Origin of the sequence: Caulobacter sp. DWP3-1-3b2, from assembly GCF_049896325.1 — a bacterium.
GTDB lineage: Bacteria > Pseudomonadota > Alphaproteobacteria > Caulobacterales > Caulobacteraceae > Caulobacter.
Map to the genome: position 1 here is coordinate 63,419 of NZ_JAFCUB010000014.1, position 23,380 is coordinate 86,798.

Sequence of the window (23,380 nt, forward strand, 5' to 3'; positions counted from 1 at the left end):
GTCATGACCGCCGTCAGCCCGGCCCGGGCCTTCCGGACCGAGGGTCCCCACCCCGCCAAGATCGAGACCGTGCTGCCGGAGTTCGGCTCCAAGATCCTGCCGGTCCAGCCCACCCACGAGCAGGAGCGGCTCTATCGCAAGCAGCGCCTGGCCGCCTCTTACCGGCTGTTCGGCCGCCAGGGCTTCGACATGGGCGGGGCGGGCCACATCACCGCCCGCGACCCCGAACTGACCGACCATTTCTGGGTCAATCCGTTCGGCGTGCACTTCTCGCGCATCAAGGTCTCGGACCTGATGCTGGTCAGCCATGCCGGCGAAATCGTCCAGCCGCCGGCCAAGGTCCCGCCCCGGCTGAACCGCGCCGCCTTCACCATCCATTCCCAGTTGCACGAGGCTCGGCCCGACGTCGTGGCCGCCGCCCATTCGCACTCGCTATACGGCAAGGCCTGGTCGGCGCTCGGGCGACTACTCGATCCCCTGACCCAGGACTCGGCGGCCTTCTATGACGACCACGCCCTGTTCGAGGAATTTTCCGGCGTGGTGCTCGACGCCAGCGAAGGCCAGAAGATCGCCCGCGCCCTGGGTCCTCGCAAGGCGGTGATCCTGCAGAACCATGGCATTTTGACCGTCGGCCAGTCGGTCGAGGCCGCCGTCTGGCGCTATCTGGCTCTGGAAAACGCCTGCCAGACCCAGCTGCTGGCCGAGGCCGCCGGCCAGACCAAGCCCATGTCGCCCGAGGTCGCCCGTCACACCGCCGGCCAGGTCGGCAGCGAGGCCGGGGGCCTTTGGGCCTTCCAGCCCTATTGGGACGTGATCACCGAAGAAGAACCGGACCTGTTCGACTGATGATCCTTTCCCGTCGTCACCTGTTGGCGGGCGGCCTCCCCGTCGCTGGTTTGGCCGTCGCTGGTTTGGCCGCCGCCGGCCTCTCCACGCTCGCCGCCTGCTCACCCGCCAAGCCGGCCGGCCCCCGGTCGCTAAGCGACCTGACCCTGCGCGCCGCCACCTATCGCGGCAATCCGGAGGCCTTCTTCAAGGAGGCCGGCGTCGCCGATGCGCCCTACAAGATCGCCCGCTCCGAGTTCGCCAGCGGCAACCTGATCGCCGAGGCAATCAACGCCGGGGCGCTCGACATCGGCGGCATGAGCGAGATCCCGCCGATCTTCATCGCTGGCGCGCCCGGCAATCAGGTCCGCATCGTCGCTGTGCTGCAGGGCGACGTGAACAACCAGGTCGTGCTGGTGCCCTCAGGCAGCAAGGCCCAGGCCTTCGCCGACCTGAAGGGCCAGCGCATTGGCTATGTGAAGGCCACCACCTCGCACTACATCCTCTTGCGCTTGCTCGAGGAAGCCGGCCTGAAATGGACCGACATCAAGCCCGTGGCCCTGTCGCCGCAGGACGGTCTGGCCGCCTTCTCCAGCGGCGCGATCGACGCCTGGGTGATCTATGGCGTCATGGTCCAGCAGGCCCGGCAGGCCGGGGCGCGGGTGTTGCGCACGGCGCTGGGCATCTTGTCGGGCAATTATCTGGTCGCCGCCGCCAAATCGGCCCTGGACGACGACCTCAAGCGCCAGGCCTTGGGCGACTATCTGCGGCGCTACGCCAAGATCGCCGACTGGATCAACGCCGATGGCCCACGCTGGGCCCGGGTTCGCGGGGCCGCCACCGGCGTGCCGCCCGCCCTCTATCTGCGCGACTTCCAGGAACGCAGCAGCCCGTTCCGCCTCCACAAGATCACCGACGCCGCCATCGCCTCGCAACAAGGTGTCGTCGACGCCTTCGCGACCGCTGGCCTCATTCCCGGAAAGATCGACGTGCGTCCGCTCTGGGATGATCGCTTGAACAACGCCCTTCCCGATGCTTGAGAATAGTCATAGGTCATATTCGTTTTCACGATATGAGCTAAGCTGCGGATAGATAGATTTTATATGCATTGAGGCGTTACTGTTCGTCACGGCATATCCCGCTTAACAATAACGGGGATAATCATGTCGCTACACTCGACTTCGCTCTACTTTCTGGCCGGGGTTTCGGCCCTGGCCTTGACCACCGCCGCCCAGGCCGCGACGCCCGCCGCGCCGGCCCCTGCCCTGGTTGGCGTCGACGCCGACGCCGCCATCGCCGTGGAACAGGTGGTGGTCACCGCCGAACGGCGGGCCACCGACCTGCAGAAGACCGCCATCGCCATCACGGCCTTCAGCCCGCAGGTGCTGGCCGACCGCAAGATCGACAATATCCGCGACCTGTCGGGCCAGATCCCCAATTTCAGCATCAGCCGCGTCACCATCAGCCACACCACCCAGACCTACGCCCTGCGCGGGGTGGGCGAGAGCGATCCGATCCAGGAGCCGGTGCTGGCGGTCTATGTCGACGACGTCTACATCCCGCGCCAGATCGGCTCGATGATCGAGTTCAACGACCTGGAGCGGATCGAGGTGCTGCGCGGCCCGCAAGGCACGCTGTACGGCCGCAATTCCAGCGCCGGCGCCCTGCGGGTCATCACCCGCGACCCCGGCGACGCCTTCCGCGCCAAGGCCGATGTCGGCCTGGGCAACTACGGCGCGGTCGATGTGCGCGCCCTGATCGAGGGCCCGCTGGTGGCCGGCAAGCTGGCTGGCAGCCTGTCCTATATCCATCACGAACGCGACGGCGTCACCTTCGACCCGACCCTCAATCACGACGTCAACCGCATCAAGCTGGACGCCTACCGCGCCAAGCTGCGGTGGACGCCCACTGACCGGCTGGACGTGCAGCTGACGGTCAACGCCACCCGCGACCGCAGCGACACCCGCAGCTATGTGCCGGTCGTCCAGCCGACCCTGTTCCGCAACGACCGTTCCTATTCCGAGGTCGAGCCCAAGCAGGACCTGGACCAGATCAGCGGCGCCCTGCGGGTGCAGTACGAGATCAATGACCACCTGAAACTGAAGTCGATCAGTTCCTACGGCGGCTTCAACCTCAATCCCGTCGCCTATGATAATGACGGCCAGGCAGCGCTGATCCAGAAGAACCTGATCCACTACAACGACCAGTACGCCACCCAGGAACTCCAGCTGAACGGCGACTACGGCAAGCTAACCTTCACCAGCGGGCTTTTTTATCTGCATGAGCGGTTCTTCGTGCAGCGCGATGGCTATAGCCGCCGCAACGCCCTGCCGACCGACCCGGTGGTCACCCCAGGCAATTACAACTTCGCCCGCGCCCACAACATCACCAACACCGACGCCTATGCGATCTTCGGCGAGGCGACCTACGCCCTGAGCGACCGCCTCAGCCTCACCGGCGGCCTGCGCTGGACCAATGAGGAAAAGCAATTCACCTTCGACAACCAGGTGCTGAACCTGGCCGGCCAGGTGACGGGCCAGTCGATCGCCGGTCAGGCCAACAAGATCTTCTCGGCCGTGACGCCCAAGCTGTCGGCCCAGTTCCAGTGGACGCCAGACGTCCTGCAGTACGTGACCTATTCCAAGGGCTTCAAGTCGGGCGGTTTCGACAACCGCGCCACCCGCCTGGACCTGGCCAGCCGGCCCTTCGCCCCGGAGAACGTCAACACCTACGAGACCGGGCTGAAGACCCAGTTGTTCGAACACCGCGCGCGGGTCAACCTCGCGGTGTTCTATAACGACTACAAGGACTTGCAGGTCAGCTACAGCGATCCGGCCTATCCAGGCAATTCGGTGCGCGGCAACGCTGGCAAGGCCCACACCTATGGCGTCGAGCTGGAAAGCGACGTCCGGGTCACCGAGCGCCTCGGGGTCCAGGCCTCGGCCGGCTACCTGTTCGGGGTCTATGACACCTACAAGAACGCCGGCGGCCTGGGCGTCAACGCCGATGGTCACCGCCTGCTGAACTCGCCGCGCTGGAGCCTTTCGGGCGGCCTGACCTATGACGTGCCGCCAAAAGCCTTGGGCTCGATTCCCGGCAGCATCCGTGTGGGCCTCAACGCCCAGTACCAGACCAAGACCTATTTCAGCGCCCTGCAGCGCCCCCAGGACGAGGCCCCGGCCCAGACCTTCCTGAACGGCACGGTGACCTGGCAGTCGCCCGACCCGCGCTGGAGCCTGCAGCTGTCGGGCCGCAACCTGCTCGATACCGACGAGCCGGTCAGTGTCACCTACACGCCCTCGACGGGCGTCTTCTATAAGAACTATCCCGACCCGCAGACCTTCCTGGTCACGCTGAAATACGCGCTGTGATCCGATGAGCGCGCCCCGCCTGCACCGTCTTGCTGACTTCATCGGCGCCCTGGGAACACTGGTCGATCAGACCACGGACGAAAAGCTGATCGTCGCCGGGGGCGGACGGCTGCTGGCGGGGCTGATCGCTCGCGACGACTGGCTGCCCGGCGCCTATGCGCAGCCGCACCCGGCCCGCTACCAGCAGTATCTGCTGCATTGCGACAGCCGCGAGCGGTTCAGCGTGGTCAGCTTCGTCTGGGGTCCGGGCCAGGCCACGCCGGTCCACGACCACACCGTCTGGGGCCTGGTCGGGGTGCTGCGCGGGGCCGAGCTGTCGCAGCGCTTTGAGCACCGGGGCGGGGCCTTCGCGTCGACCGGACCGGTCCACCGCCTGGGGCGCGGCGAGGTCGAGGCCGTGTCGCCGAAGGTGGGCGACGTCCACCAGGTGACCAACGCCTTTGACGACCGGGTGTCGATCAGCATCCACGTCTATGGGGCCAATATCGGCGCCGTGCAGCGCGCCACCTACGACACCGACGGGCGACCCAAGCGGTTCGTCTCCGGCTACGCCAACGACACCCTGCCCAACCTCTGGGACCGCTCCAAGCTGCTGACCGAGGCCGCGTCATGACCCTGCCCACCGTCACCCCGCGCGAGGTCCGCCAGGACTGGATCGCCCGCCGCGAGATCGCCCTGCTGGACCTGCGCGAGGAAGACCCCTTCGCCCGCAGCCATCCGCTGTTCGCCTCGCAGCTGCCCTTGAGCCGGCTGGAGCTGGAGATCCTCGACCGCGTGCCGAGGAAGGACACCAAGATCGTCCTCTACGACAATGGCGAAGGCCTGGTCTCGCCGGCTGGCAAGCGACTGGCGGCGCTGGGCTACACCCAGGTTCGCGCGCTGGCCGGTGGGCTCGAAGGCTGGAAGGCGGCCGGCTACGAGCTGTTCCAGGACGTCAATTCCTACAGCAAGGCGTTCGGCGAACTGGTCGAGGCCCGGCGGCACACCCCGTCCCTTCCCGCCCCCGACGTCCAGAAGCTGATCGACGCCAAGGCCGACCACGTGATTCTCGATAGCCGCCGCTTCGAGGAATACGCCACCATGAGCATCCCCGGCGGAATCAGCACGCCGGGCGCCGAGCTGGTGCTGCGCGCCCGGCAGATCGCGCCGGATCCCGCCACCACCATCATCGTCAATTGCGCGGGCCGCACCCGCAGCCTGATCGGCGCCCAGTCGCTGGTCAATGCCGGCGTGCCCAACCCGGTCTTCGCCCTGCGCAACGGCACCATCGGCTGGACCCTGGCCCAGCAGACCCTGGAGCACGGCCAGAGCCGCAAGTTCCCGCCCGTCACTGATCAGACCCTGGACGAGGCCCGCGCCAAGGCCCGCGACGTCGCCTACCGGGCCGGCGTGCGCCGCATCGACGCCGAGGGGCTGATCGATTTGGCCACCGAACGCAAGCGCACCCTTTACCGCTTCGACGTCCGCACGCCCGAGGAATATGCCGCAGGCCACCTGCCCGGCTTCCGCAGCGCGCCAGGCGGTCAGCTGGTGCAGGAGACCGACGTCTTCGCGCCCGTCCGAGGCGCCCGCATCGTGCTGGCCGACGACCTGGGCCCCCGCGCCGACATGAGCGCTTCCTGGCTCTCGCAGCTGGGCTGGGACGTCTATGTGCTGGACGGCGGTTTCGACGGCGCGCTGGAGACCGGAGTTTGGGCGCCGACCTCGCCGACCCTGCCGATCGTCGAGACCCTCAGCCCCGACGACCTGGCCGTGGCGCTGGGCGACGCCGCTGTCGTGGTGCTGGACCTCGCGCCTAGCCCCCTGCATCGCAAGGGCCACGTGCCTGGCGCCTGGTTCGCCATCCGCGCCCGGCTGGCCGAGGCCTTCGAGCGTATCCCGGAGGGCCTGCCCATCGTCCTGACCTCGCCCGACGGCCGCCTGGCGACCCTGGCGGCGGCCGAGGTCGAGGAGATCTCCGACCGCCCGGTGCGGGTGCTGGAGGGCGGAACCCAGGCCTGGGCCGCCTCTGGCCGCCGCCTCGACACCGGCCTGGTGCGCGCCGCCTCGGATCCGGAGGACGTCTACAAGCGCCCTTATGAGGGCGCCGATCATGCTCTCGAAGCCATGCAGGCCTATCTCGACTGGGAATATGGCCTGGTCGATCAGCTGGCCCGCGACGGCTCGCACGGCTTCTTCGTGATCTGAGGCCGAGACCCCATGCCCTCCAAGACCTCCCTCAAGCTCTATTTCGCCCCTGGCTCCTCGGCCTTCGCGCCGCTGATCGCGCTAGAGGAGATCGGCGTCGCCTATCACGCCCATCGCGTCGATCTGGCGACCGGCGAACAGCGCCAGCCGGCCTATCTGAGGGTCAATCCGCGCGGCCGGGTGCCGACCTTAGCGGTCGATGGCGAGCCGGTCACCGAAGTGCTGGCCATCCTCACCTACCTGGCCCAGGCCTATCCCCACAGCGAGCTGCTGCCCCTGGCCGACCCGCTGAAACTGGCCCACGCCTATGAGGTGATGAGCTGGTTCGCCAGCACCGTGCACGTCGCCTTTGCCCAGACGACCCGCCCCGAGCGCTTCGCCGACGACGAGACCGTCAAGGCCGCCCTGGCCACCCCCGGCGAGGCCCGCTTCCACCGCACCCTGAGCGACATCGAGCGTCTGGCCCAGGGCCCCGGCCCGTGGCTGCTGGGCGACAGCTTCAGCGCCGTCGACGCCTACGCCCTGGTGATCTGGCGCTGGGCCCAGCGGCGGTCGATCGACACGTCCGCCTATCCCGCCTGGAGCGCCAAGGCCGCCCGCGCCCTGGCCCGCCCGTCGGTCAAGCGCGCCCTGCAGCGCGAAGCCGCCGCCAAGGTCGCCGCCTGATGAGCACCCCTGATCCAACCCTTGAGAAAGCCTCGCTTTTCTAGCCCACGCCCTTCCCTACAGTTTCACCACACAAAACCGGAGCCTCCCCATGCCCGTCGAATTCATCGGCTATATCGGCACCCAGCATCAGTCCGAGATCCACCCGGCCAGCGGCCCGGTCATCGACCGCGACTATGTCGAGGCCGTCGCCCGCGCCCATGACGAAGGCGGCTTTGACCGCGCCCTGGTCGCCTTCGGTTCCACCTCGCCGGAAAGCCAGCTGGTCGTCGCCCACGTCGCCTCGGTCACCAAGCGCCTGGGCTTCATGATCGCCCACCGCCCCGGTTTCACCGCCCCCACCGTCGCCGCCCGCCAGCTGGCCACCCTGGACCAGTTCACCGGCGGTCGCGTCGCCGTGCACATCATCACCGGTGGCTCGGACGACGAGCTGGCCAAGGACGGCGACCACCTGACCAAGGACGAGCGCTACGCCCGCACCAGCGAATATCTCGACATCGTCCGCCAGGAATGGACCAGCGAAAAGCCGTTCGACTACAAGGGCGGCTACTACAATGTCGTCCAGGCGTTCGGCGCGGTGAAGCCGCTGCAAAAGCCGCACATCCCGGTCTATTTCGGCGGCTCGTCGGACGCCGCCATCCCGGTGGCCGGCAAGCACGCCGACATCTTCGCCCTGTGGGGCGAAACGCAAGCCCAGGTCGCCGAGACCATCGCCCGCGTGCGCCACGCCGCCGCCAAGCATGGCCGCCAGGTGAAGTTCTCGCTGTCGCTGCGCCCGGTGATCGCCGAGACGGAAGAGGCCGCCTGGGCCAAGGCCGACGACATCGCCGCCCAGGCCAAGGCCCTGCGCGAAAAGGCCGGCCTGCCAACCTCGGGCCATACGCCGCCCAACGCCGGCTCCCAACGCCTGCTCGACGCCGCCAAGCAGGGCACGCGCCTGGACAAGCGCCTGTGGACCGGAGTCGCCGCCGTCACAGGCGCGGCCGGCAACTCCACCGGCCTGGTCGGAACGCCCGAGCAAGTGGCCGAGGCCCTGCTCGACTATTACGACCTGGGGGTCACCACCTTCCTGATCCGCGGCTTCGATCCTCTGAACGACGCCGTCGCCTATGGCCGCGACCTGATCCCTCTGGTCCGCGGGCTGGTCGCCGAGCGTGACGCCCAGCCGGCCGCCGCGGCGGGCTAGGACGATGGCGTTCGACGCGGATCCGCGCTGGCTGGGCGACGCCGCTTGGACAAGTCACGCTTGGCCGGTGGACGCTTCGTCCCGCACGGAACCGCCCTATGACCTCCATGCCCCGCCGGTCGATCCGGCGGCGTTCAAGGACGCCTTGGCCCAACTGGCCAGCGGCGTGGCGATCGTCTCGTGCTGGGATGGAAGCGCCCCGCGCGGCCTGTTGGTCAGCTCGATCACCGGCCTGTCGGTCGATCCGCCGCGCTTTCTGTTCTGCGTGCGCAAGCAAGCCTCCAGCCACGACGCCCTGCTCCGGGCGAGACGCTGCGGCGTGGCGGTGCTGGCGGAAGACGACGAGGCCGAGGCCCTGCGCTTCTCGACGCCAGGCCTGAGCCAGGAGCGGTTCGAGCCGGGCCGCTGGGACCTCACGCCCGACGCGGCGCCCGCCTACCAGAGCGGGCTGTCGACGACGGCCTGCGTCATCGACCACAGGATCGAGACCGGAACCCATACGGTGTTCATGGTGTCGGCGATCGCCGTCCGATCGACGCCGGGGCGGCCATTGATCGTCCACGCCCGGACATTTCAGCGCCTGGGCCTCGCCGCCTCGTCCCCAAAGGGCCTTTAGAGCATTTTTCGAGCGAAATGGTTTCGGTTCGCGTGAAGAAAAATGCGTCAAAACAGAAAATTAGAGCTCACGGCCTGACGCAGTCAGGTCGGGAAATGCTCTAGTCGCCCGCCCGCTGCAGCTTGCCGGCTCGCGTGAGCTGCCGGATAAACCCGTCGATGACCCCGACCGCGCCCATCGGACCGCCCAGGGGCGGGCGAAAACCAGTGCTCTCGATGAACTGCAGACCGATCTCGCGGTCCGACCGCCAGACCTGCCGCGTCAGATGGGCCAGGCGCGTGCCGGGATCCACCATGAACAGCCCATCCTGGCTGGGCACGCCGCTCGCCAGCGCTACCCGGGCGCCGCCTGCCGCCACGTCGATGAGATTGCACTTCCAAGCCGCCTTGCCGTCGGCAAGGTAAACCTTCCGCGTCGTGGGACTGCGCGGATAGCCGCGCTGGTCGCTGAAACCGGGGCCGCTGGTGCTCTGCATGACCCGGAGCCTAACGTCTCAAGGTTAATGGCTCGCTGCCGTCGTGGCGCTTCATGGCGCGGACTACTCCTGGATCGCGGCCAGCCGAGAGGTCGTCACCCAAGCCAAGCCATCAGGTTCAAAACGTGTCGTGTTGCCGACGGACGCGGCGCCAGAGATGCTTGTCTCGATCAGCCGCGAACCAAAGCCGCGTCGGGTCGGCGCCTGAACGGGCGGCCCGCCGTGCTCCTTCCATTTCAGAACGAACTGCGCCTCCGTCCCCTCGCCCATGATCGACCAAACAATATCGACATATCCCGTCGCGGTGGACAGCGCCCCGTACTTGGCCGCATTGGTGCAAAGCTCGTGGAGCGCCATCGAAAGCCCCACCGCAGCCCGCGCCGAGATGAGCATGTCGGGGCCCCCTGCATGGATTTGCCCCTCCGCCGAGTCATGCACGCAGGTCGCGGCCTCCACGATCGCGGAGATCGGCGCGGCCGCCCAATTGCTGCTGGTCAGGATGTTGTGCGCGCGGCCCAGCGACACCAGCCGGTCCTCGATTGTGCGCTGGGCTTCGAGCGGCGTTGTTACGGTGCGCAAGGATTGGCGAACGATGGCCTGTACCAGCGAAAGCGTGTTCTTGACGCGATGCTCAAGCTCACGGGTCAACATTTGGCGATCGTGTTCGGCGGAGGTCTCGCTGATTTTCAACGCCTCCTGGGCCAAGCGGTATTCTGTCCGGTCCCGCAGGATCTTGAGAAATCCAACGGCGACGTCCGCGTCTCCGCGCAGCGGCATCATTTCGCCGCTGGCCCAGAACCTCGAGCCGTCCTTGCGCAGGTGCCAACGCTCGTCGGACCCTCGACCATGGGCTAGCGCGTCGCCCATCTCGCGCTCGGGGACATGCGCCGCGCGGTCCTCGGGCGTGAAGAAGTCATCGCACGGCCGCCCGCACATCTCCTCTTCGCTCCAACCGAGAATGTTGGCGGCGCCGGCGTTCCAGCTCGTTACCCAGCCCTGGAGGTCCATGGTGATGATGCCGTAGTCGAGCGCGCTTTCCAGGATCTGCCTGTGACGTTCGTCGCTCAACCGCTTCTGGGCCAGCGCCTTGCGCAGTTCCAATTGGGCCATGACTTGGCGCGCCAGGGTTTTCAGGGCGAAAATCTGCTTGTCGTCGAGCTGGCGCGGCTGGTCGTCCAGAACGCAGAGCGTGCCCAACGGCAGGCCCTCGGGCGTCTCCAGGGGCGCGCCGGCATAGAAGCGCAGGTTGGGCGCGCCGGTCACCAAGGGGTTGTTGGCGAACCGCTGATCTGACGTGGCGTCTTCAACGACGAACACCTCACGCTGTTCGATGGCGTGGGCGCAGAAGGCGACCTCACGGGGGATCTCGGCGGCGTCGAGCCCGATGGCCGACTTGAACCACTGGCGGCGATCATCGACCAGGCTGATCAAGGCCATAGGGACATCGCAGATCTGAGCCGCGACCTTGATCAAGTCATCGAACTCCCCCTCGGCGGGGGTGTCCATGATCGCGTAGCTGGCGAGCGCCGCGAGGCGATCGGCTTCGCGCCAGCCCGGGTTCTGGAGATCGGCGAGCGAGTTCATCGAGCACCCATAGATCTTTGACGCGGCAAAGCCCAGCGTCGCACAATGTCATGCCAAGGCGCTCGTAGTCGCTGGGGGGGGGCCAATTCCACGCGGACGAGTTAGGGCGCTGAAATCCCTCAACCGCGCATTTTGCCAAGGTGGGCGCCCACCTTGAGACCGGCCCGTGATGGCCGATCCAACCTGAAGGTGGCGCGCGAGAACCGCTCGGATATCCTCTACTCGGCGGATCTGGTCCGAGGCCGGCGAGCCCCGGCCGTCAAGGGGCGGCTCTCCACCGAACAGGCGGTCGCGCTCCTGCTCAAGGGGTCTGGCGTCGGCTACCGGGGCGCCGCCGACGGCGTCTTCGTGCTTTTCGAACTGCCCAGGCGAGACATCGCAGACCCGGGCGACGGCGCGATCTCGGAAGTGCTGGTGCTTGGCCGACGCAGCCAGAACGCCCACATCCGGCGCACCCAGAATGACATTCAACCGTACACGGTCGCGGGACCGCGCGAACTGGCGGTCGCGGCGCAGGACAATGTCGACCAGTACCTGCGCGAGCGGCTGCCGGCCAACGGCCGGGTGTTTTCGCCGGGTCAGATGGTGAACAACACCGGCGCGCCAAACTCGGCGATCGACCTGCGCGGCGTCGGCCTGCAGAGAACCCTGGTGCTGGTCGACGGGCGTCGCCTGCCCAACCTGCCGACCCAGATGACCAGATTGGAACAGAGCGACGTCAACGCCATCCCGCTCGGCGCGCTCGAGCGGATCGAGACCCTGACCGCAACGGCCGGCGGCATCCACGGCCACACGCGCCTCGAAGCCCGTCTGGGCTTCACGCCCGACCATGGGCGCACGGATGTGATGCTGTCCGCTTCCTACTCCGCCGCCGAGCGGCTCACCGTGCTGAGCCGCGCCGATGCCGCGATCGGCGCCAACCCACGACCGGCGCGCGCCTCGCTCGGCCAGGCCCCACGCCTCCATGGGCCAGCCAGCCAGCCGCCAGCAAAGGCGCTGGGAGCGGGCATGGCAGGGCTTTCGCCTTGGCAGGAACGCAAGGTCCTGCGTCATGTAGGCGCCCAGCTTGGCAGGCCGATCAGCAATCGAGCCCTGGCGGGACTAACCGGCCTCAGCGTCGGGCATTTTTCGCGTCGCTTCCGGGCCAGCTTCGGCGTGGGGCCGCGAGAGTACGTGATGCCAAGTCGCCTGGAATACGCCAAGACCCTTGTGCGCCGGACCCGCTGTCCATTGTGCGAGATCGCCTTGGCCAGCGGCTTCTGCGACCAAGCCCACATGCCACGCGCCTTCCGCGCGGTGCTCGACACGACACCCGCCCGGTGGCGACGCCAGGACGTCTCAAATCCTGCGCCCTAGAGCATTTTTCCAGCGAAGTGGTTCCGGTTCGCGTGAAGAAAAATGCGTCAAAACAGAAGATTAGAGCTCGCGGCCTGACGCAGTCAGGTCGGGAAATGCTCTAGCTCGGACCGCTGCGGTCATGATCCGCATCTGGAGCGGCGGGCGAGCGGCGCTCCAGCCTTCGACGAACGGCTATTCGCCCATGAACCGGTAGCCGATGCCGGCCTCGGTGAGGATGATCCGGGGGTGGGCGGGATCGGCCTCCAGCTTCTGGCGGACCTGGCCGACGAAGACCCGCAGGTACTGGGTGTCATGCATGTGGGCCGGCCCCCACACCGAGACCAGCAGTTCCTTGTGGGTCAAGACCTTGCCCTGTCCCTGGGCCAGGCGGGCCAGGACCTCGTACTCTCGCGGCGACAGCTTGACCACGTCGCCCGCCTTCTTGACCAGCCGCTTGTCGAGGTCGATCTCGACATCTCCGGCTCGATAGAGGCCGCCGTGCCCGGCCGAGCCGCGTTGGCGCAGCGCCACGCGCAGGCGGGCCAGGAATTCGCCGATGCCGAACGGCTTTTCGACATAGTCATTGGCCCCGCCGTCAAGGGCGGCGATCTTCTCGATCTCGCGGTCCCGGGCCGACAGGATCAGGATCGGCCCCTCATAAAAGGCCCGCGCGCGCAGCAAGACCTCCTTGCCATCCATGTCGGGCAGGCCAAGATCGAGCACCACCGCGTCGGGCGACAGCACGGCGATGGCGCGCAGGCCGGAATTGCCGTCGTCGGCGCGCAAAGGGTCATAGCCGGCCGCCATCAGGGCGGGTCCGAGGAAGCGGTGAATCTGGGGTTCGTCGTCGATGACCAGGATGCGTTGGCGCATGGTTTACAGAAGGTCCTTGGGCGTATGGATCGCCTTGGGCAGGCTGATCAGGATACGCGTGCCCTTGCCGTCGTGGATGGGACTGGCCGCGGCGATACGCCCATTCATGGCGTCAACGAAGCCCTTGGCGATCGACAGGCCCAGACCGACCCCGCCGGTTCGATCGGTCGGCTCCTCCATGCGGCGGAACTTCTCGAACACCCGCTCCACCTCGCCCGGCGGAATCCCGCGGCCCTCGTCTTCGATGCTGATGACGACATTGCCTCGGTCCTCGTAAGCAGCCATCTCGATCTGAGCTCCGGCCGGGCTATAGGCGATGGCGTTCTCGAGGATGTTGACCACGACCTGTTCGAGCAGGCTGGCGTCGGCGCGGACCAGGCTGAGCTCGGCCGGAAAGTCGCGGGTCAGGGGCCGGCCGCCCAGGCGGCGGGTAACCCGCTCGGCCGCCGCGCCCAGAACGTCGCGCACGTCGATCCAGTCGTTGCGCAGGCGCAGCGCCCCGCCCTCCAACCGGGTCATGTCCAGCAGGTTGGCGACATAGCGGTTGAGCCGCTCGGCCTCTTCGCGAATGCTGATCATCAGGTCGGCGCGGACCTCAGGCTCCAGCTTGTCGCCATAGTCGGTCAGGGTGCTCGAAGCGCCCAGCACCGTCGACAACGGCGTTCGCAGATCGTGGCTGATGGAATTGAGCAGGGCTGAGCGAAAACGATCGGCGCGCCGCAGGGTCTCGGCCTCCACGGCTTCGGCGGCGAGATCCGCACGCTCAAGCGCGACCGCGCCTTGGTCCAGCAGGCCCAGCAGCAGGCGCTCGTCATCGGACCCCAAGGCCATGGCACCGGCCTCCACACCGGCCACGCCCGCGCGGCCGCGCATTCCGTCCAGCGCCCAGAAGGTCCATTCGGCGTGCGGCAGGGTCGAGGTGCCAAAACCCGCGACCTCGCCACGCTCCCAGGCCCAGCGCGCCGCCGCCATCGGGGCGGCGCCCAGTGGCTCCAAGGACGGCGCGCCGGCGGCGGGGAACAGGTCGCCATCCTTGGGATAGAACACGACGGCCTTAGCGCCGGCCGTGGCCGCCACCTGGTCGGCGATGGCCTGGGCGACGAGCTGACGTCCCGTCGCGCCAGACAGGGTCCGGGCCGCCGCCAGCAGGGTGGCTATGGCGGCGGCACGGCGTTGGGAGCCGCGCGCCTGGTCGCGCACCCGGCCCGCCAGGCCACCGGTCGCCAGGGCCACTGCCCAAAACACCACCAGGGTCAGAAAATCCGTCGGCGAGCCGATGGTCAGGCTGTAGCGGGGGGCCAGGAAAAGATAGTTGTAGACCAGGAAGGCGACCGTGGCCGCCGCCAAGGCAGGCCGCAAGCCGTGCATGACGCCGGCGGCCAGGACCGCGGCCAGGAAGATCATGCCCAGATCGACGCGGTCAAAAGCGGTGTCCAGACCCCAGGCCACGAGCGTCGCGAGGCCGACGAAACCCGCGCCGGTCAGATAGGCCATCGCGTCGAGCCGGCGCTTGGCCGGTCTCTCGACGGCGGCTTCGCCATGGCCATGGGCCGCCTCGGTGACGACATGGATCGCCGCGCCGCGCGCCTCGCGCAGCAGGGCCGCCGCCAAGGACCGGCCGAGCAGCTCGCTCAGCCGACTGCCGACCGACTTGCCGATGACGATCTGGGTGACGTTGTTGCGGCGAGCATAGGCCATCACCGTGGAGACGATGTCGACGCCGGTCATGACGACGGTCGATCCGCCCAGTTGCTCGGCCAGCTTCAGGGCGTCGCGTAGGCGGGTGACCGCCAGGGGCGAGGGACCGGAACGGTCGCTGCGCTCGACATGGGTGACGGTCCACGGGGCGTCCATCATCATGTCCGACAGCCGCCGGCCGGCCCTGACCAGCGCGCTGGACATGGCGTCGCCGCCGACCAGGACCAGGATCCGCTCGCCCGCCGCCCAGGGGCCCTCGACGCCCTTCTCGCGCATGGCGGCGACCAACTGATCGTCCACCGTCTGGGCCGCGCGCCGCAGCGCCAACTCACGCAGGGCCGTCAGGTTCTCGACCTTGAAGAAGTTCTCCGAGGCCAGGCGCGCGGTCTCTGGCACATAGACCTTGCCCGCCCCCATCCGCTCGCGCAGTTCGTCGGGGGTGATGTCGACAACCTCGATATCGTCGGCCCGCGACAGGGCGCTGTCGGGCACCGTCTCGCGCTGGCGCACGCCGGTGATGCGCTGGACGACATCGACCAGGCTTTCCAGGTGCTGGACGTTCAGGGTGGTCCAGATATCGATGCCGGCGGCCAGCAGCTCCTCGACATCCTGCCAACGCTTGGGATGGCGCGATCCCGGCGCGTTGGAGTGGGCATATTCATCGACCAACAGCAGCTTGGGCTTGCGCGCCAGGGCCGTGTCGAGATCGAACTCTAGATGGGTCCGCCCCTTGTGCTCCAGGGGGCGCCTCGCCATGACCTCCATGCCGCGCAGCAGGCTTTCGGTCTCACGGCGGCCATGGGTTTCGACCAGGCCGATCAGTACGTCCTGGCCCTCGGCCTTGCGGCGGCGGGCCGCCTTGAGCATTTCGTAGGTCTTGCCCACGCCGGGGGCCATGCCAAGAAACACCTTGAGGCGCCCCCGGCTCGCCTTGTTGGCGGCGGCCAGGAGCGCCTCTGGATCGGGCCGGTTATCCTCGGCGTGTCTAGGATCCTCAGTCGGCAAGGACTAGCCGCCTTTCGCGTCGAGCGCCCGATTGACCGCCAGGACATTGACCCGTGGCTGGCCGACAAAGCCCAGCAGCCGGCCCTGGGTGTGACCGTCGATCACGGCCTGGACCTGGGCGACGCTCAGGCCCCGCGCCTTGGCCACGCGCGGGGCCTGGAAGCGGGCATTGGCCGGTGAAATGTCCGGATCCAGGCCCGAACCCGAGGTGGTCACCGCGTCGGCGGGAATGGCCACGCCGGGGTTTTCGGCGCGCAGGGCGTCGGCGTCGGTTTTCTCGCGCGCGATCAGCTTGTCGTTCAGCGGACCCATGTTCGAGCCGCTGGAGGCCGAGGCGTCATAGCCGGCGCCGGCGGCCGACGGGCGGGGGTGCAGGTATTCAGGCTTGGTGAAGGCCTGGGCGATCAGGCACGAGCCCACCACGGTTCCCTTGGCGTCCTTGACCAGGCTGCCGTTGGCCTGGGCGGGAAACGCTGCTTGGGCGACCCCTGTCACCGCCAGCGGATAGGCCAGGCCCAAGAGGCCAAGGAACAGAACCGACGAGACGATGGCCGGACGAAGATGCGAAAGCATGACGGTCTTCCTTCCTACGAGGCGGCTTTGGGCGTGGCGACGGCGCGGCTGTCATAGAGCTTGCCGAAGTCGTGCTGGTCGGTGTCGATGTAACGCAGGTCGAGGGCGAGCTTGTCGTTTATGGCGTAGGCCGCGCCTAGATTCCAGGTCGTGTAGTCTCCCGAGCCCTTGTAGCTCTGGCGACCCAGCGCGCCTGAGACGCTCCATTTCTCGGCCACGGGGTAACTGCCGTTGACCTCGTAATGGGTCGCCTTGTCGGCGGCGCCGAAGCTGTCGGGGCTGTAGAACACCGCGCCGCCCAGCGAACCCTTGCCGGCCGGGATCGAGGTGGCGACCTTGAACTCGGTATTGGCGTGGTCGGCGCCCGAGGGCGCGTTGACATAGCCGTAATAGATCACGCCCGGGTCCAGGGTCGCCGGGCCCAGGGTCGGCTTGATGCCGGTATGGAGATCGATCTCGGCGTCGGTGTCGTCGCCGAAGTTGACGTTCGAGGCCCAGGTCCCGGCGTAGAACTTGCCAGCGGACAGATCGACGCCGCCGAACACCTGCGGGTTCTCGTCGGTCTGACTGACGCCCCGGAAGGCGCAGTCGGAGGCGACGCCGACATTGTAGCTGAGGGTAAAGGGCTTGGCGGCGGCGCCCTGGGCCGAGGCGGCGCCGGCCGTGAGGGCCAGGGCGCTGGCGGCGGCGATCAGGGCGGGGAAAGCAAACTTGGTCATGACGGTCGTTCTTTCAGAACAGGAAGTCGTGGTTTCAGAGGTGGGCGGCGTAAGCCACCAGGAAGACGAACCCGATCGCCAGGAAGCCAAAGATCAGGTTCCTGGCGATCGGGCCGAGCATCAGGCCCAACCCAGGCCGGAGACGATCAGGTCGATCAGCTTGATGCCGATGAACGGGGCGATCAGGCCGCCCAGGCCATAGATCAGCAGGTTGCGCGACAGCAGCTTGCCGGCCCCAATGGCCTGGTACTTGACGCCCTTCAGCGCCAGCGGGATCAGCGCCACGATCACCAGGGCGTTGAAGATCACCGCCGACAGGATGGCGCTCTGCGGGCTGTGCAGGCGCATGACGTTCAGGGCGCCCAAGGCCGGCAGGGCGACCACGAACATCGCCGGGATGATGGCGAAATACTTGGCCACGTCGTTGGCGATCGAGAAGGTGGTCAGGGCGCCGCGGGTGATCAGCATCTGCTTGCCGACCTCGACGATCTCGATGACCTTGGTCGGGTCGCTGTCGAGATCGACCATGTTGCCGGCCTCACGGGCGGCCTGGGCGCCGGTCTGCATGGCCACCCCGACGTCGGCTTGAGCCAGGGCGGGGGCGTCGTTGGCGCCGTCGCCGCACATGGCGACCAGGCGGCCCTTGGCCTGTTCGGCGCGGATCAGCCGCAGCTTGTCCTCCGGCGTGGCCTCGGCCAGGAAGTCGTCGACACCGGCCTCCGAGGCGATGGCGGCGGCGGTCACCGGGTTGTCGCCGGTGATCATCACGGTGCGGATGCCCATGCGGCGCAGGTCGGCGAAGCGCTCCTTGACGTTGGGTTTGACCACGTCCTTGAGGTGGATCACCCCGACCAGGACGCCGTTCTCGCTGACCGCCAGGGGCGTGCCGCCCGAGCGGGCGATCCGGTCAACCGCAGCGCTGACCTCGGCCGGGATCATCTTCGGATCCAGGGCGAGCGACTTGTAGACCGCGTCGACGGCGCCCTTGCGCCAGGACATGCCGCCAGCGTCCAGGCCCGATTGACGGGTCGTGGCGCTGAAGGCGATCGAGGTGGCGCCGGCCGGGGCGTCGATGACGATGCCCTGGCTAAGGCCAAGCTCGATGATCGAACGGCCTTCCGGGGTCTCGTCGGCCAGCGAGGCGTTGATCGCCGCGCGCATCGCGGCCTCGGGGCGCACGCCGGGGGCTGCGATCACCCCGGTGGCCATGCGGTTGCCAAAGGTGATGGTGCCGGTCTTGTCCAGCAGCAGGGTGTCGACGTCGCCCGCCGCTTCCACGGCGCGGCCCGAGGTAGCCAACACATTGTGCTTCATCAGCCGGTCCATGCCGGCGATACCTACTGCCGACAGCAGCCCGCCGATGGTCGTCGGAATGAGCGTGATGAACAGCGCGCCCAGCACCAGCGGATCCAGGGCGATGCCCGAGAACTTGCCAAGCCCCAGCAGGGTCACGACCGCGATCAGGAAGATCAGGGTCAGGCCAGCCAGCAGCACGGCCAGGGCGACCTCGTTGGGGGTCTTGCGGCGGTTGGCGCCCTCGACCATGGCGATCATGCGGTCCAGGAAGGTCGAGCCCGGCGACGAGGTGACCCGCACTTTGAGCCAGTCGGAAACGACCGTGGTGCCGCCGGTGACGGCCGAGCGGTCGCCGCCGCTTTCCCGGATGACGGGCGCGCTCTCACCGGTGATGGCCGCCTCGTTGACGCTGGCCATGCCCTCGACGATCTCGCCGTCGGTCGGCACCACGTCGCCGGCCTCGACCAGGATCAGCGACCCGACGACCAGCTTGTGGGCCGCAGTCATCACCACCGCCCCGGTCTGCTCGTCGAGCAGCTTGGCGTTGGTGGTGACGCGGGTGGCGCGCAGGCTGTCGGCGGCGGCCTTGCCGCGGCCTTCGGCCACGCTCTCGGCCAGGTTGGCGAACAGCACCGTGGCCCACAGCCAGCCGGCGATCTGGATCGCGAAGCCGGCGGGCTGGTGGCTGGCCACCGCCGCGACGGCCGAGACCGTCGACAGCAGGGCCACGATCCAGGTGGCGAAGATCACCGGGTTGCCGGCCAGCTTGCGCGGATCCAGCTTGACGAAGGCGTCCTTGGTCGCCCGCGTCAGGATGGCGGGAGACATCCCGCCGCCCAGGGCGCCGGCCTTGCGCCGGCCCTCCCCGCCCTGCGGGCTCCCCATGGGGGTTTCAATGGTCGTCATCTCAAATCGCCTTTGCGATCAGTCGTGGGATCAATGGGCCTGGGCGACGACGTTGAGCACCTGGAAGTGCTCGACGATCGGCCCCAGCGCCAATGCGGGGAAGAATTGCAGGCCGGCCAGGATCAGGATCACCCCGACGACCAGGCCGACGAACTGGCCGCTGTCGGTCGGCAGGGTGCCGGCCGAGGGCGCCAGCTTGGGCTTGGCGGCGAGGGAGCCGGCCATGGCCAACACCGCCACGATGGGCAGGAAGCGGCCCAGGGCCATGGCGACGCCGAGCGTGGCGTCCCACCAGGGCGCGTTGGCGGTCAGGCCGGCGAAGGCCGAACCATTGTTGGCCGTCGCCGAGGTGTAGGCATAGAGGATCTCCGACAGCCCGTGCGGTCCGCTATGCATCAGTCCGGCGAGCGCCTGGGGCAGGATCGCGGCGGTGGCCGAGAAGCCCAGGGTGGCCACCGGAATGGCCAACACCGCCAGGATCGACAACTGCACCTCGCGGGCCTCGATCTTCTTGCCGAGATATTCCGGGGTGCGGCCCACCATCAGGCCGGCGACGAACACCGACAGCATGGCCATGACGACCATGATCGCGATGCCCGAGCCGATGCCGCCGGGCAGGATCTCGCCCAGGTGCATCAGGAACATCGCCACGCCGCCGCCCAGGGGCATGAGGCTGGAATGCATGCCGTTGACCGAGCCGTTGGAGGCGCCGGTGGTCATCGCCACCCAGGCCGCGGTGGCCGGGGCGCCGAAGCGGGTCTCCTTGCCTTCCATATTGACCGAGGTGTCGACGCCGGCCGCCATCTGGGCGGGCGGAACCTGGGTCTCGGTGAAGTAGACAATGCCCGCGCCGGCCGTCAGCAGGATGCTGGCGGCCATGACCAGGGCGCGGATGTCCTTCTTGGCCAGGACGCTGCGGCCGAAGGCGAAGAAGGCGGCCCAGCCCAGCACGTTGATAGAAACGGCCGTGATCAGGTTGGTCAGGGGGGTGGGGTTTTCAAACGGGTGGGCCGAGTTGGCGTTGAAGACGCCGCCGCCGTTGATGCCCAGCATCTTGATGGCTTCCTGCGAGGCCACGGCATAGAGCGAGATCTTCTGGTCGGCGCCTTCCAACGTGTGGGCGGTGACGCCGGCGGCCAGGGTCTGGGGGATGCCCAGGGCGACCAGCACGATGGCGACAATGAGCGACAGCGGCAGCAGCACATAGAGGGTGGTGCGCACCAGGTCGGCCCAGAAATTGCCGACGCCTTCACCGCGATTGGCGATGAACGCCCTGGCCAGGGCGGCGGCGATGGTCGCGCCGGTGGCGGCCGAGACGAAGTTCTGGGTGGTCAGCACCAGCATCTGGCTAAGCGTCGACATCGTCGTCTCGCCCGCATAGCTCTGCCAGTTGGTGTTGGTCACGAAGCTGATGGCGGTGTTGAACGACAGGTGACCCGACAGGCCCGCAAAGCCCTGCGGGTTCATCGGCAGCACGCCCTGCAGGCGCAGGACGCCATACACCAGCAAGAAGCCGATGAAGTTGAAGGCCAGCAGGGCGCTGGCATAGCCGAACCAGCTCTGGCTCTTCTGGGCGTCGATGCCGCCGGCCTTGTAGAACAGGGTCTCGACCGGGCGCAGCACCGGGTCAAGCCAGGTGCGCTCGCCGTTCCAGACCCGCGACATGTACGTGCCGAGCGGCCAGCCGATCGCGACCGCCAAGCCCAGCGTCAGGGCGATTTCCGCCCAACCTTGCCAATTCATGGAATGTGATCCGTCAGAACTTGTCGGGTCGCAGCAAGGCGACGACCATATAGGCCGCGACGACGATCGCCCCGGCTCCCCAAAGCGCGCTCACCAGCATGGTCATAGGCGCCTCAGCGCAGCGGCGAAGGCGGCAAAGGCCACAAACAGCCCCGCCCCCAGCGCGAGAAAAGCAACATCGGCCATCTCTAGCCCTCCTGTTCAGTGGGGGGACAGGACCACGGACGGGCGTAAGGGCTCCATTCCGAAGTCGAGGGCCGATATAAGCGCTGTATAAGGATCGGCGGTGGTGATCGGCATGCGCCCAGACCCCGGCCACGCCTTGATCCGCGCCGTGCGCCTCAGCCTCCGAGGGCGACGCGCGGTGCGGGATGGGCGGCCAGCCAGCGCACCTTGGTCAGCAGGCGGTGTCCTTCGCCAGTCTCCCGGCACCGTCTCAGACGTCGAACCTCGGCCGACGCGAGGTCCCGACCGCAGCATCTCTCCAAAGGCCATAAGCGCTCCATACGCAAAAGCGGCCTTTGACCTTGATCTTCATAAGCGTCGCGTAATGGCGCCCGCTTGTGTGACGCTTATGACGTCCCGAACTTCGCGAATGGAGCCCTTACGGCCGGACAGTCTAGGGGATTGAAGCTGACATAAGAGTCCTGCGTGGGATTCCCATGGCTTTTCGGTCGTGCGGGTCTTCGGCATGCGCACCGGCATCACCGTCCACCTGAGCCCGACCGATCGCAAACGCCTGCGAGCGATCGTCGATGATCGCAACAGCGCACAGAAGCATGTCTGGCGAGCCAAGATCGTGCTGGCCACGGCCGATGGCCTGGGCACGTTGGAGATCATGCGCACGGCTGGGGTCAGCAAGACGGCCGTCTGGCGCTGGCAGGCGCGGTTCATGGAGGCCGGTGTTGAGGGCCTGCTGCGCGACAAGACCCGACCGCCGCGGATACCCAAGCTGGCCGACGAGGTGGCTGATCGGATCATCGCCCTGACCCTGGGCGAACCGCCCGGCGAGACGACCCACTGGACCGGCCGGGTCATGGCGAGAGCCGCCGGCGTCAGCCTGACCTCGGTGCAGCGGATCTGGCGGGCTCACGGCCTGGCCCCGCATCGCATCCGCACCTTCAAGCTGTCCAACGATCCCAAGTTCGCCGCCAAGGTTCGCGACATCGTCGGCCTCTATGTCGATCCCCCCGCCCACGCCGTGGTGCTCAGCGTCGATGAGAAGTCGCAGATCCAGGCGCTTGACCGCACCCAGCCGGGCCTGCCGTTAAAGAAGGGTCGGGCCGGAACCATGACCCATGATTACAAGCGCCATGGCACGACCACCCTGTTCGCCGCCTTCGACGTGCTCGAAGGCAAGGTCATCGGCCGCTGCATGCAGCGCCACCGCCACCGCCATCGCCACCGCCACCGCCATCGCCACCGCCATCGCCATCGCCATCGCCATCGCCATCGCCATCGCCATCAGGAGTTCATCCGTTTCCTCAACGCCGTCGAGCGCGAGGTCCCGGCTGGTAAGGCCGAACTCGCGCTTGTCAAACGGCGCGCAATCGGGACCCCCTATAGGCGCGCAATCGGGACCCCCTATCCGGCTTCCGAGCGGCGATGCGCGTAGCTCTCAGCCAGCGCAGAGCATCGCCGCGGGGTGAGCCACTGATCGATCAGCTGCCCGGAGGGGGTCTGGGGGGAGGTTGAACAAGTTGTGGACGAAGCGGGGCGTGCCGGTCAGGCGCGGTTTCTGAGCCGCCAGCTGTCATTGCCGGTCTCGACGATGTCGCAGTGGTGGGTCAGGCGGTCGAGCAGCGCCGTGGTCATCTTGGCGTCGCCGAAGACGGTGGGCCACGCTCCGAAGGTCAGGTTGGTGGTGATGATCACCGAGGTGCGCTCGTAAAGCTTGCTGACAAGATAGAACAGGCGCTGCCCGCCGGACTGGGCGAACGGCAGGTAGCCCAGCTCGTCGAGCACCACCAGATCGAGGCGTGAGAGCTGGGCCGCCAGGGCGCCGGCCTTGCCGCGCCGGGCCTCTTCCTCGAGGCGGTTTACCAGATCGACGGTGTTGAAGTAGCGGCCACGCGCGCCGGCCCGCACCACGTTGGCGGTGATGGCGATGGCCAGATGGGTCTTGCCGGTGCCGGCGCCGCCGACCAGGACGATGTTGCGATGGTTGGCCAGGAAGGAGCCGTCGTATAGCGAACGGACTAGGCCTTCGTTGATCGGCGAGCCCTCGAAGCTGAACGCCGCCAGGTCCTTCATCACCGGCAGCTTGGCGGCGGTCAGGCGATAGCGGATGGAGGCGGCCTGGCGATGGTTGGTCTCGGC

General features: G+C 67.7%; 19 protein-coding genes and 1 pseudogene. 10 read left to right on the forward strand and 10 right to left on the reverse strand.

All coding sequences use genetic code 11. The features are described from left to right. Window positions 1-3 precede the first annotated feature (3 nt). The 8 genes from ACP7AG_RS11390 (at window position 4) to ACP7AG_RS11425 (ending at window position 8,851) form a co-directional block, all read left to right on the forward strand. Window positions 4-846 (forward strand): class II aldolase/adducin family protein, encoded by an 843-nt coding sequence (locus ACP7AG_RS11390; protein ID WP_426030898.1) that lies wholly within the window; start codon window positions 4-6, stop codon window positions 844-846. Beyond that, window positions 846-1,865 carry an ABC transporter substrate-binding protein gene (locus tag ACP7AG_RS11395; protein ID WP_426030899.1) on the forward strand — a complete coding sequence of 340 codons (1,020 nt, stop codon included), beginning with the start codon at window positions 846-848 and terminating at the stop codon, window positions 1,863-1,865. Before ACP7AG_RS11390 ends, ACP7AG_RS11395 begins: the two co-directional genes overlap by 1 nt. Window positions 1,866-1,988: 123 nt before the next feature. After that, entirely contained in the window at window positions 1,989-4,196 is a 2,208-nt protein-coding gene (locus ACP7AG_RS11400; protein ID WP_426030900.1) for a TonB-dependent receptor, read from the forward strand. Between the two features lie 4 nt (window positions 4,197-4,200). Further along, window positions 4,201-4,809: a cysteine dioxygenase gene (locus tag ACP7AG_RS11405; protein ID WP_426030901.1), complete on the forward strand. Its 609-nt coding sequence runs from the start codon at window positions 4,201-4,203 to the stop codon at window positions 4,807-4,809. Then, window positions 4,806-6,383 carry a rhodanese-like domain-containing protein gene (locus ACP7AG_RS11410; protein WP_426030902.1) on the forward strand — a complete coding sequence of 526 codons (1,578 nt, stop codon included), beginning with the start codon at window positions 4,806-4,808 and terminating at the stop codon, window positions 6,381-6,383. Before ACP7AG_RS11405 ends, ACP7AG_RS11410 begins: the two co-directional genes overlap by 4 nt. 12 nt (window positions 6,384-6,395) lie before the next feature. After that, on the forward strand, window positions 6,396-7,049 hold the full coding sequence (locus ACP7AG_RS11415; protein WP_426030903.1) for a glutathione S-transferase family protein: 654 nt from the start codon (window positions 6,396-6,398) through the stop codon (window positions 7,047-7,049). A 91-nt stretch (window positions 7,050-7,140) separates the two neighbouring features. Beyond that, on the forward strand, window positions 7,141-8,235 hold the full coding sequence (locus tag ACP7AG_RS11420) for an LLM class flavin-dependent oxidoreductase (protein ID WP_426030904.1): 1,095 nt from the start codon (window positions 7,141-7,143) through the stop codon (window positions 8,233-8,235). A gap of 4 nt (window positions 8,236-8,239) precedes the next feature. Continuing rightward, window positions 8,240-8,851: a flavin reductase family protein gene (locus tag ACP7AG_RS11425; protein WP_426030905.1), complete on the forward strand. Its 612-nt coding sequence runs from the start codon at window positions 8,240-8,242 to the stop codon at window positions 8,849-8,851. Window positions 8,852-8,951: 100 nt separating this feature from the next. Here the strand turns inward: ACP7AG_RS11425 and ACP7AG_RS11430 are convergent, their stop codons facing one another. Further along, window positions 8,952-9,326, reverse strand: coding sequence for a PilZ domain-containing protein (locus ACP7AG_RS11430; RefSeq protein ID WP_426009532.1), 375 nt, complete (start codon window positions 9,324-9,326; stop codon window positions 8,952-8,954). A 63-nt stretch (window positions 9,327-9,389) separates the two neighbouring features. Then, a complete protein-coding gene (locus ACP7AG_RS11435) occupies window positions 9,390-10,910 on the reverse strand; it encodes a sensor histidine kinase (RefSeq protein WP_426030906.1) in 1,521 nt (506 codons plus the stop codon). A 153-nt stretch (window positions 10,911-11,063) separates the two neighbouring features. Between ACP7AG_RS11435 and ACP7AG_RS11440 the strand changes: the two genes are divergently transcribed. Then, complete coding sequence (locus ACP7AG_RS11440) at window positions 11,064-12,266, forward strand: helix-turn-helix domain-containing protein (RefSeq protein WP_426030907.1); 1,203 nt, start codon at window positions 11,064-11,066, stop codon at window positions 12,264-12,266. A 174-nt stretch (window positions 12,267-12,440) separates the two neighbouring features. Here the strand turns inward: ACP7AG_RS11440 and ACP7AG_RS11445 are convergent, their stop codons facing one another. The 7 genes from ACP7AG_RS11445 to ACP7AG_RS11475 form a co-directional block, all read right to left on the reverse strand. Beyond that, window positions 12,441-13,121, reverse strand: a complete 681-nt coding sequence (locus ACP7AG_RS11445; protein ID WP_426009543.1) for a winged helix-turn-helix domain-containing protein — start codon at window positions 13,119-13,121, stop codon at window positions 12,441-12,443. Window positions 13,122-13,124: 3 nt separating this feature from the next. Beyond that, window positions 13,125-15,824, reverse strand: coding sequence for a DUF4118 domain-containing protein (locus tag ACP7AG_RS11450; protein WP_426030908.1), 2,700 nt, complete (start codon window positions 15,822-15,824; stop codon window positions 13,125-13,127). A gap of 3 nt (window positions 15,825-15,827) precedes the next feature. Continuing rightward, the gene (kdpC, locus tag ACP7AG_RS11455) at window positions 15,828-16,397 is read right to left on the reverse strand and encodes a potassium-transporting ATPase subunit KdpC (protein ID WP_426030909.1); all 570 of its coding nucleotides are present in this window, start codon (window positions 16,395-16,397) and stop codon (window positions 15,828-15,830) included. Window positions 16,398-16,411: 14 nt separating this feature from the next. Further along, entirely contained in the window at window positions 16,412-17,116 is a 705-nt protein-coding gene (locus ACP7AG_RS11460) for a TorF family putative porin (protein WP_426030910.1), read from the reverse strand. Between the two features lie 120 nt (window positions 17,117-17,236). After that, window positions 17,237-19,297, reverse strand: coding sequence for a potassium-transporting ATPase subunit KdpB (kdpB, locus tag ACP7AG_RS11465; RefSeq protein WP_426030915.1), 2,061 nt, complete (start codon window positions 19,295-19,297; stop codon window positions 17,237-17,239). A 51-nt stretch (window positions 19,298-19,348) separates the two neighbouring features. Then, window positions 19,349-21,061 carry a potassium-transporting ATPase subunit KdpA gene (kdpA, locus tag ACP7AG_RS11470; RefSeq protein WP_426030911.1) on the reverse strand — a complete coding sequence of 571 codons (1,713 nt, stop codon included), beginning with the start codon at window positions 21,059-21,061 and terminating at the stop codon, window positions 19,349-19,351. Between the two features lie 13 nt (window positions 21,062-21,074). After that, a complete protein-coding gene (locus ACP7AG_RS11475; protein WP_007667944.1) occupies window positions 21,075-21,167 on the reverse strand; it encodes a potassium-transporting ATPase subunit F in 93 nt (30 codons plus the stop codon). 585 nt (window positions 21,168-21,752) lie between these two features. Here ACP7AG_RS11475 and ACP7AG_RS11480 point away from each other — a divergent pair. Continuing rightward, a pseudogene (locus ACP7AG_RS11480) lies at window positions 21,753-22,583 on the forward strand (IS630 family transposase); the annotation flags it as partial. Between the two features lie 203 nt (window positions 22,584-22,786). Here the strand turns inward: ACP7AG_RS11480 and istB are convergent. Further along, window positions 22,787-23,380 (reverse strand): IS21-like element helper ATPase IstB (gene istB, locus ACP7AG_RS11485; protein ID WP_426030912.1); only part of this gene is annotated, 594 nt, incomplete at its 5' end.